The 9,043-nt window shown below is 40.2% G+C and carries 5 protein-coding genes; all 5 read right to left on the bottom strand.

The window, feature by feature from the left end:
* Nucleotides 1-500 precede the first annotated feature (500 nt).
* Nucleotides 501-1,925, bottom strand: a complete 1,425-nt coding sequence (locus Q1A18_RS18840) for an alpha-L-fucosidase (protein ID WP_299584653.1) — start codon at nt 1,923-1,925, stop codon at nt 501-503.
* A 46-nt stretch (nt 1,926-1,971) separates the two neighbouring features.
* Complete coding sequence (locus Q1A18_RS18835) at nt 1,972-4,086, bottom strand: sugar-binding domain-containing protein (protein ID WP_299584650.1); 2,115 nt, start codon at nt 4,084-4,086, stop codon at nt 1,972-1,974.
* Nucleotides 4,087-4,110: 24 nt separating this feature from the next.
* A complete protein-coding gene (locus tag Q1A18_RS18830) occupies nt 4,111-6,411 on the bottom strand; it encodes a hypothetical protein (protein WP_299584647.1) in 2,301 nt (766 codons plus the stop codon).
* A gap of 12 nt (nt 6,412-6,423) precedes the next feature.
* Nucleotides 6,424-8,811, bottom strand: a complete 2,388-nt coding sequence (locus Q1A18_RS18825) for a glycoside hydrolase family 95 protein (protein ID WP_299584644.1) — start codon at nt 8,809-8,811, stop codon at nt 6,424-6,426.
* Between the two features lie 11 nt (nt 8,812-8,822).
* Nucleotides 8,823-9,043: hypothetical protein (locus Q1A18_RS18820; protein WP_299584641.1), on the bottom strand; the 221-nt coding region annotated here is incomplete at its 5' end.

The following is a 9,043-nucleotide window of genomic DNA, read 5'->3' as shown; positions in this document are numbered from 1 at the left end:
TTTCTTTTCCCATATCATGTAAATTTTAAAACATTCATTTTTGTTTACATGACACAGTTTGTTGAACACTCTCAATCAGACTACATCCGGATACAAATAATAAGCAAATATTGGGTTTTGGATAAGAAAAATCGGAATAAAAAAGCCAACCTCTACAGCCATTGATAAGTGGAAATCCACATTCGACTGAAAAGATTGGCTTTATGATGGAGTAACAAACAAAGAGGAAAGCCATCTTCCGTCAGCGAATCGTTCTACCCCATCCGATAATGGCTATCTTATGGAAGAGGAAGGCTCTCTGGTAGAAGATCAGGACAATCTTATGGAAGATGATGGTTCTACCCTTAAAGCAGAAAGCGCCCAAAGCCTAAGAGAATAGGGCTTTGGGCACTTTTGTAGTTGGCAACGGGAGGTTTTAAAACATGGATTAGAAAGCTTGCTTCCCTTTTGGAAAAAAAATGAAGAAGGCTAGGAAGAGAGCTTTTATAAATTACTTAGAATTAGGTTAGTGCTTTCTGATGAAACTTACCTGATAGCTTATCCACAATTTCCAGAATAATCACAAAAGGCTCTTTGTTATTTATCTTATTAGGAACAATAAAGTAGTCAGTAGGGCTTATTTGCTCAATGTCAAGCTCCTCTCCCTGCTTAGTAAGCAAGGACGCTTTCTTTAGTGTATGGCTTTTGGGTAGTCTTATTTTGTATTTTCCTAACACTGGGTTATTAAACACCGCCATGTAAACTTTTCCATTTTTTTCATTAAAGGTATAATAGCCCCAGTCTTGTTTTTCTAAGTCAGCAGGACCACAACCGTATATAGCTTCGCTGTTTACCTTCATCCATTCTCCAATCTCTTGGGCAATTTTACGCTCTTCTGAACGAATATCACCATTCCCCATAGGTCCGAAGTTGAGCAGAAAGTTCCCATTTTGAGAGGTACACTGAACCAACATCTCCACCAGTTCCATTGGCGACTTAACATGACTGATACTCCAGTCTTTATGATATCCCCACTGGTTTTCAGGAATGGTCATACAGCACTCCCAATCACGGGTTAAGACCTCCTTGTCTGTCGGATTTGGCAAGCGGCGTTCATAACCAGATTCATAATCGCCCATTAAAATCCCGTTACTATCAAAATGTCGACTACCGTGCTCATCAGCTCTCATTCGGCTGTTTACCACCAGACCGGGACGTTTGTTCTTTAACAATTTCTCCAACTCATACGAAAACTGCCCATTCTTTTTCCATGAATTATCCCATGTTCCATCAAACCACAAGCCTTTCGCTTCTGGATAGCGGGTAACTAGTTCAACTAACTGGCTCTTAGTAAACTCTTTAAATCTCTCAAATGCGGCTTTATCTTCATCGTTTTTAATATCGTAACGCCAATCCGGATGATGCCAGTCTAACACCGAGTAATAAAGGTTTACATCTATTCCTACGGCTGTATAAGCATCAACAAACTCACGCAGTAAATCCTTCTTATACGGGGTATTTTCAATGTCAAAATCTGTATATTCGCTGGGCCACAAACAAAATCCCTCGTGGTGTTTAGTCGTAATGGTCACATACTTTACGCCCATATTTTTAGCTATCATAGCCCACTCTTTGGGATTGTATTTAGGAATATCAAATTGGTGAATTAATGAATCCCATGTTGACGTAGCTATTTTGGCTGAACCTTTCAAAAACTCTGAGGCATACGGATAAGTTTTTCCTTCCCATACTCCTCCGGGAATTGCATATAATCCCCAATGGATAAACTGGCCAAAACGATTTTCACGCCATTTCTGCATGGCTTGATCCTGCCGAGGCAAACCATTGTACTGGCCATATTTCACCTCTTTCTGAGCCATTGACTCATCTATTCCTGTTATCATAAACACACTTATCAACAACAGAAAAAAAATTGATCTTCTCATATGATTGTTAATTTTAAATTGGTTTAATGTAAGTCCGTGATTTCATTTAGAATCCCCAATGTGCATCGTTATTAAGGTATTCAAGACTTTCACGTTTTTTCTCACCTGTGTATGTCCACTCAATCTGATCTTCAATAGCTTTTCCATCTTTAATAACAACAGCTTTAATGGCATTAACTCCATTCTGCAAGTGCACGTTATCGAAGATGTAATGTACTTTAGTTGTTCCCGTTTTTACACCTGATAACTCCTGTCCATTCAGGTATACAGTTGGTTGTCCTATATTCGAATACACAGTAATACTGGTTAATTGCTTCTCACGCTCCTTATTGCGTCGCTGAGTCAGGTACACAACAGGCTCCTTGCTCCAGTTGGCTTTATACCAATAGAAAGCATCCTTTTTAACTTTACGGTCAAAAGTGATTAATCCTTTCATATTACGGGCTTCAACACCACCGCGCGACCACATTGGAACTGCAAAATCAAACATATTCCATAAATAAGAAGCTGTGATGTAAGGATGCTTTTCAATTACTCCCCACTGAATCTCATGCATCTTCGTTTGGTATGTTTCAGGGAAATAATCATCCCACCAACGGATAGTATTACCAATATATTCAGTTTGATGGTGAATATTGGAGTCTGCACCATACTCTGTCAACATCACTTTATGGTCAGGGTATTTTTCTTCCAAACCTATTACCCACCCTTCAATATCTGGAATTGTTTTTTCGTACCATCCATAATAACGGTTCATTCCCTGAATATCAGCATTCAGATTGACCGGATGCTCCATATGTCCATAACCATTCACTGCCACGGTATAACGTCCGGGATCTTCTTCTTTGGCCAAATCATGCATTTCCTGGGTCAAACGAGCCGTGTATTGATGTGGACGATACACCTCGTTGTGCAAGCCCCAAACATAAATAGATGGGTGATTATAGCTCTGTCTGATCAAATCTCTGAGTTGTTCTTTGGCATTAGGTCCTTCTTCACCAGTAACACGATTGACAAATGGTACTTCAGCCCAAACCAATAACCCAAGACTATCACATTTTGAATAAAAGTAATCTGATTGCTGATAGTGAGCCAGGCGGATAGTAGTCGCTCCCATATCCATGATCATGGCCAAATCTTCATCGTGGTGCTTATTCTCAAGGGCACTTCCCAACTGCCACCAGTCCTGATGACGGCACACCCCATACATTGGATATTTTACACCATTCAGAAATACACCTTTACCACCTATTACCTCAACATTTCTTAATCCCAAAGGCTGAACCACTTTGTCAATTACTTTGCCATCGGATTTTACCAGTGTCTCTACTTTATACAGATAAGGATCATCCAATCCCTGCCAAAGGTGCGGCTTACGAATAGTATATTCATGAACAAAACTCTGCATACCTTGCGGAGTCATGCTAATAGCAGTTGCGTTACTTTTTACCAGACGGCCAGCCTTATCAGCTATACGGGTTTCCAATGTAATGTTCCGCGCATAAAGAGTTTTATTCACCAGCTTTACTTTCACACTCACATCTGCACTCTTAGAACTTACATTACGCTGGCTGATATAAACACCATTTGAAGCATGGTCAGTAACAGCGATATTCACTTTATCAGTGATTATCATCCATACCGGACGATAGATACCTCCATACACTCCAAAAAGACTATGGTTAACAGGAATGATATCAGGACGACTACTATTGTCGACCATCAACATAATTTCATTGTCCTGACCCCATTTTAATGCCGGAGCAATATCAAACGCAAAGGCAGAATAACCTCCTTTGTGATTGCCAATAAATTCTCCATTCACAAAAAGTTCAGCAACCTGACCCACGCCTTCAAAACGCAAAAAGATGCGCTTGTCTTTCATTTCCTCGGCTGCATAAAATGTTTTACGGTAACATGCTTCGCCTGCATAAAACGCATTGTGCTTCTCCTGCATATCTTTTGCATTCCAGGTATGTGGGATTGTTACTTCACTCCATTTGTTATCCCAGCTATTGACCAATTGAACTGGATTATCAGGAAAAGGGCCTTTCTTAAACTCCCATTTGTCATTAAACGATCGAACCTCCCGTCCTTGTGCAAATGCATTACACACACTCCATACAAGTAATAGACAAACCACTATTTGACTCTTCTTCATACTTTTACCTAGCTTTATTATTAGTTATTGTATTACATACCAGTTATAACCCTTTGCAGGGATTGTAATAGGGATATCAATTGAATAATCCCTGTTTAACTTATAAGAAACACCTTTACCATCCTGCTCTTTTACTATTGCTTTATCAGTTAAGCCACAGTAATAAAGAGGTACATTTATAGTTGTATTGATATCTACATCCAATGGATTATATACAGAAATAAATCCCTTTTGCTTTAAGGCAGAGTTAGCATGTAATATTCCGTCCCAGTTTTTACCATCAGGCCTACGCAAATGAATAATATCAGAATTCAGGATTGCCCTGTATTTTTTATAAAACGAAACCCATTTTTGAACTAATACTTTAGTAGTATCCGTATCATAAAGACGTGGCCCCCTGTAACAAGCCTGTACTCCTGCACCAAACAGGTTTTGCAGGCGGCATTCATAATGATCCAGATGTTCATTCAATGGTTCTATCGTTGCTGCTGCTCCTCCGCCATGATACTGTTTAAGAGGCACAAACATATAGCCCATAGAAGGTGACTTTTGCCAGGTTCCATCATAAATATTCTGCCTTTCAATAATTTCCTGGTATGCTCGAGGCAATGACCAGTTGGTTTCGACATAACCCATTGGTGTTTTACTAGTACCTGACAGAAAATGCCAATCAGGCACCATCAGATAAATACCATTAGCCCTGCACCACTGGTAATAGTCATAGATTTTTTCCCACTGTTTGTATTGTGAATCGCCAAATCCTTCATGTCCGGAGTGAGATGTTGAAGCACAAACATCGCCCGGGTAAGACCCGTCATGTTCAAATACATTCATTCCTGTTTGAGCAAAGTATTCTTTCAATGTAGTAAAATACTCTTGCCCCCAATCAGTAGCCAGACACGGTGATTTACCAAAGCGAGCTCCTTCAAATCGATTTGTAGCTGGTTTTCCTGTTACAGGACTAATGGCAAGATACTCTTCTTTACCACCGCAACTGGCCAAAAGAGAATAACCTCCCAGGGCAATACCTTTTGACTTTGCATATTGGCCCAATTCTTTCATCTTATCAAGATACTCTTCTGATTTATTTAGGATATCAAATCCACTACCAAAAGTCATGATCACCATTTCAAATCCTACTTCTACACATTGATCAATAGCCTTTTTAACAGACTCAGGATCTGATTTCTTCACATGCATCAGGATAGGATTCTCCTGAGTCCAGGGTGCCATCAACCGCCAGAATTTACATTCAGAAAGACCTCGTCGTTCTGTATCCGTAGCATCCCGCATCATCTCAAACGCAGTAAATGAATCCCAGGTAGCATTTGCTTGTATTTTAATATTGGGGTGCATTGGAGGTGCTACTTCAAGCCTGGCCGGTTTGTATTGTCCATAATAACGAATACCTGTCTTCTCATATTCAGGATGATCGAAACACCAACGTACTGCCGGATTATCTTTCATGGCTTCCATGTCACCTCCCATAGCATAATCAGTAACTACAAAAAGCTGGGTAAAGCGGTCGATGTAATCACGTGGTGCATCGCTCTGTGCCGGTGCATTCCGATAATTATGGGTAGTTGCCCCTTCTTCCTGGCATAAAACTCGTACTTCGTGAGGTTCACCGTAATGTACCTTTGGTGCGGTTTCAACCATAGCGAGTATCTCGCTTTTAAAAGCATTTAAAACAACCGGGGTTTCTCCATTATTTTTTATTTCCAACCATTTAGAAATAATTGGAGCACCATTATACATTTCGTATACTACTCCAACCTCAAGGTTGGCAATGTCTTGATCTGCATTCTCAGGTGCTTTATAGACAAAAGTAATACGCTTGCCAGGCACAGGCCATGGTAAGTTTTCGGTAAGCCATTGTTGATTAGGCTTCCAGGCCATTCGTTCTTTAGTATCACTGATTTCATGGTGTACATATCTGAAAGAACCAGATATTGGATGCATGATATTTTTAAAAGCTTCTGACAGAAAATTCTGTACGGGCTGATGGGTTAAGCCACCTACAGCATAAGTTTTTCCATTTATAATAAGTTCTGCTTCCGGACGAACAGCTCTGATCTCTGATTCTCCTGTCATCAGGTTATTATAGGCTACTGTTGCACAATTGGGTGATATACGAAATACCCTTTCCATCAAACCATTGCCAAGCACTATCTCATTCTTATCCTCATTTTCAGTTATCCTAGTTATGTAAGAAGATCCATCAAGTAACCAGTCTTTCCGCTCTTGTACTTTAATATCGCTTTTACAAGATATAAATGCAATAGCTAAAAATACTGCGACCGGTAAATTTCTGCACAAAATCATATTAGTATCTAATTATTCCGGTTTATATTCAAATGTTTCTCCTGCATCTAATTTAACAGTTACCTTTTTTCCTGAATACCTCACCATACATTCCTTTGCTTGCTGCGACCGAAGTGTTGCGCTAATCAGTCTTCCTTTTTCCCATTTTATATCAATGGTTATGTCCCCCCGGGCCCGGAGCCCAGCCACCATACCCGATTCCCAGACTTCAGGTAAAGCCGGCAATAGTTCAATTTCATTGTTATGACTTTGTAATAGCATTTCGGCCACCCCTGCTGTATAACCAAAGTTGCCATCAATTTGGAAAGGTGGACACTTATCAAACAAGTTATTATACATGTTATGAGCCAAATGTTCACTGGCTAGTTTCCAGGCATGATTACCATCTTTCAGGCGCGCACGGCAGCTTATTTTCCAGGCTTTACTCCATCCCGTACCTCCATCTCCCCTTAGGTCAAGTGATTTCTCTGCAGCCTTGGCCAGTTCAGGCGTATGTTCCACTGTTATCTGATGTCCCGGGTAAAGTGCCATCAGATGGGAAATATGTCGATGCCTGTTTTTTAATACATTAGTGTATGCCTTACTGTCGCCCTCCTCCAATAGATCATTATCCATCCACTCACACAACTGGCCATATTTTCCAATCTTTAAAGGCCAAAGTTTGGTCCGAGCTTCTGTAATAGTTGATATAAATTGTTTCTCAGATGGCAGATGAACTCCGGCTTCAATAATGCCCGTAAACAATTCCCATATAACTTGTTGATCAAAATAAGCGCCATGAGTCAAGGGGCCATGTTCAGGAGAGTATGACGGGGAGGAAACCAAAACACCTCCTGGATATTCCTGCAAATTATCTAACCAAAACTCAGCTGCTCCCTTAAGAATTGGCCACGCTTTTTCGCTTAGAAATTGCTTATCGTTGGTAAAACGAAAATGCTCCAAAGCATGCAAGGCAATCCAGGCTGCCGACTGTGGTTCAAACATATGCACGCCCCGCTGCGAACCGGGGGCTGTAAATCCCCAAATATTACAGGTATGACTACAGACCCATCCGTTACTACCAAAATGCACCTTGGCTGTTTTTTCACCTGCTTTACGTAAATCATCAATCCACTCAATCAGTGGTTTGTGACACTCCGAAAGATTAGTTACTTCTGCCGGCCAATAATTCATTTGCAGGTTAATATTCAAATGGTAATCACAATTCCAAGGCGGATTATTGGTGTTATTCCATAATCCTTGCAGGTTTGCAGGTAATCCTCCGGGACGTGAAGAGCTTACCAGTAAATAGCGTCCATATTGAAACAACAATGTTTCTAACTGACGGTCATCTCTTGTTTGGCGATAGTTAGCCAGTCGCTCATCAATAGGCAGGTGACAATAAGAAGTATCCTGCTTGAGCTGCAAGGAGACCCTATTCATCAGGTTACTAAAATCCTCTGTATGAGTCTGCTTCAATTCCTGATAGTTCTTTGATCCTATTCTTTCTAATGTTCTTGTATTTTTAACCGATGGATTTTCACCATAATAATCAGGATAGCTCATACGGTAATTAGTAGCACCTGCTACCTTAATCACAACGGAATCAGCCCCTCTTATATTTAACTCTGATCCTTGAACTTCTATGTGCCCTCCATCAGCATCAACCAACAGCTGAGCTTCAAATTTCAATCCCTCGTATTTATCATTACCCACATCTACCTGCCCTCTTATTACAAGCCTGTTACCATCTGCGACAATCTTACAGTTCTGATGTAAGCTTCGAAAAGAAATACTTCCATTCCAGCCCGATTCCTGATCAGATGTCAACTTCATAACGATTACCTGGTCGGGATAGCTACAAAAATATTCACGTGTATATTTGACATCTCCTATGAAATATTGCACTTGTGCTATGCCAGTTGATAAATCCAAATCACGTCTGTAGTTTCTAAGGACTCCATCCCGGCTTTCAGTACGAATAATAACATCACAAAACGATTGATAGCTTCCAAAATCTTTTTCTCCATAACCTTTGGGAGATAATATTTTCTCAACCGCAGTCTCCTGAATTTCACTAGCCTTGCCTACTTTTATCTTTTGACGAATTTCGGCTAAAGCATGAGGGGCAGTGTTTAGGTTGTTATTTTTATCGTACCAGCCACTCCAAAGCGTATTCTCATTTAACATGATTCGCTCTTCTTTCACACCGCCAAAAATCATTGCACCCAACCGGCCGTTTCCTATTGGCAAAGCATTCATCCAATCGTCCTCAGAAGGAGATGAGTAGTGAAGTTCATAAGTATATTGATTCCTTTCATTCCCTTTTTGAACTGCAAAGCAGGAGCATGTAATAATAAAAAAAAGAAGTGCTCCAATCATATTTCTAAGCTGATACTTCATTTGTACTATTTTTCCCATAAAGCTCATTCCTATTTCATTTCAATTATTTTCGCTCTTGTCTTTCTTTCAATGCCAGTGTAATCTATATGTAAACTATGCGCCGGCGGATTCCCATCAACCCACAAAACGATAGAATCTTTACTTTGATTAATAACTCTCTTCAGATCCTCTACATTTGTTATTTCGATATTGTTGGCTTTTAAAATCACATCGCCCGACTGTGCCTGCTGCTTAAACAATTCGCTTCCCC

This window comes from uncultured Sunxiuqinia sp., assembly GCF_947495665.1.
Lineage (GTDB): Bacteria > Bacteroidota > Bacteroidia > Bacteroidales > Prolixibacteraceae > Sunxiuqinia > Sunxiuqinia rutila.
Note: the sequence above shows the minus strand (reverse complement) of the source record. Positions and strands in the feature narration are given on the sequence as shown.